At 65.8% G+C, this 2,133-nt stretch carries 1 pseudogene; it reads right to left on the reverse strand.

Features of this window, described 5'->3' with window-relative positions:
• Window positions 1-2,133 (reverse strand): annotated as a pseudogene (locus tag AOQ71_RS50315) (condensation domain-containing protein); the annotation flags it as partial.

Genomic DNA, 2,133 nt, shown 5'->3' on the forward strand with positions numbered 1-2,133 from the left:
GCCGCCGTCCGGTTCAGCTCCTCCAGCAGATAGGTGCGCTCGGCGGCCGACAGCAGCTCAATCCGCCCGACCTCTTGCTGCGCATCGGCAGCCATCGCCCGCAGCAGCGCCAGCAGATAATCCCGCTGCCGCTCGATCGTCGTCTGATCAAACAGCGCGGTGGCATAAGCCAGCGTTCCGGCGATCTCCTCACCCTGCTCGCCAAGGCTCAGCTCCAGATCGAACTTGACCTGGTCGTACCCGCCCCCGGCCGCCTCCACCATCAGCCCGGCAAGGTCGAACGCCCCGCCGGTTTTGTTCTCCCAGGCCAGCATCACCTGGAACAACGGCGTGTGATCAAGAGCCCGCGGCGGCTGCACGATCTCCACCACCTGCTCGAACGGCAGGTCCTGGTGCTCCTGCGCTCCCAACGCCGTGCACCGCGTCCGCTCCAACAGCTCCGACACGCTCGGCTCGCCCGACAGGTCCAGCCGGAGCGCCAGGGTGTTGACGAAGAAGCCGATCAGCTCTTCGATCTCGCGGTGCCCCCGATTGGCGCTCGGCACCCCGATCACAAGATCGTCCTGTCCCGACAGACGCGACAGCACCGCAGCCCACCCCGCCAGCACGGTCATGAACAATGTCGTGCCATGCTGCCGGCTCAGCCGCTTCAGCCCCCGCGTCAGATCCGCATCAATGATGATCGGGACCGTCGCCCCGGCAAACGACTGTTGCGCCGGCCGCGGCCGGTCCGTCGGCAGCGCCAGACGGGCCGGCGCGCCGGACAGATTGCTGCGCCAATACTGCGCCTGGCGCTGCAGCCGTTCCCCCGACAGCCACTGCCGTTGCCAGGCAGCATAGTCCGGATACTGGATCGCAAGCGGCGGCAGCGGATCGTCGTCTCCGGCCACGAATGCCCGGTACAGCTGACTGAGCTCGCCCACCAACACGCCCAGCGACCAGCCGTCCGAGACGATGTGATGCTGGGTCAGCAGGAACACGTGTGTCTCGTCCGACAGCCGGATCAGCCGGCCGCGGATCAGCGGGCCCCGCGCCAGATCGAACGGCGTGCGCCCCTCCTGCTGGCACAGCTGCGACAGCGCGGCGTCCGCATCCAGCCTGTCCCGCAGATCGTGCTCCACGACCGGCAGCCCGGCCTCCTCTGGCAGAAGCTCAACCCGGAGCTTGCCGTCCGAGGTGACAAAGACGCTGCGCAGCGCCTCATGCCGCGCCAACACACGGTCCAGGCTGCGCTGCCAGGCGCTGCGGTCGAGCCCACCCTTGAGCCGCCACGCCAGCGGCACGTGATACTGCGTGCCGCCCTGATCCAGCTGCGCCAAAAACCACAGCCGCTGCTGCGCAAACGATGGTGCTAGCGCGGTTTCGCGCCCAACCTTTCGTATCAACGTAGCTTTTCGGCTGCTACTCCGGTTTCTCTCCTTGGCGAGGACTAGAAGCTTGCTCAAGCCTTCTACATCCAGATTTTCCAAACTGACCCTAACAATATCTGTCATTTCTACGCACCCAGAGAGAGCAGCTTCTGAAGCTCGTCACGCTCAAATGCTTGTTCGAGCAAAGTAATAGAAATTTCGTGAGCGAGGGCAGCCAGTATCGGTTTTGCGAACACCGTCATCAGCGGCAGTTCGACACCCTGCGCCTGCCACAGCCGGCTCATCAGCTGTACTGCCAACAGCGAGTGGCCGCCCAGTTCGAAGAAGTTGTCGTGGCGCCCGATGCGCTCCACACCGAGAAGCTCGGCCCAGATCGTTGCCAGCGCCGTCTCGATCTCGCCCTGCGGCGGCGCGTAGGCGCGATGCGCATACGCCTCATCGTCCGGCGCAGCCAGCGCGTTCCGATCGACCTTGCCGTTCACCGTCAGCGGCAGCCTCGCCAGCCGCACGAACGCAGACGGCACCATGTAGTCCGGCAGCCGCGCACTCAAGTGTGCGCGCAAACCGCCGGCAAGATCAGATTCCTCAGCTTCGGGGGCGACGACATACGCAACGAGCCGCTGCTCGCCGCGGCCATCCTCGCGCGCCACCACCACCGCATCACCCACCGCCGGATGCTCGAGGAGCCGCGCCGCGATCTCGCCCGGCTCGATCCGGAAGCCGCGGATCTTCACCTGCTCGTCGTTGCGCCCCAAAAACTCCA

This window comes from Bradyrhizobium manausense (assembly GCF_001440035.1).
GTDB classification, from domain to species: Bacteria; Pseudomonadota; Alphaproteobacteria; order Rhizobiales; family Xanthobacteraceae; genus Bradyrhizobium; species Bradyrhizobium manausense.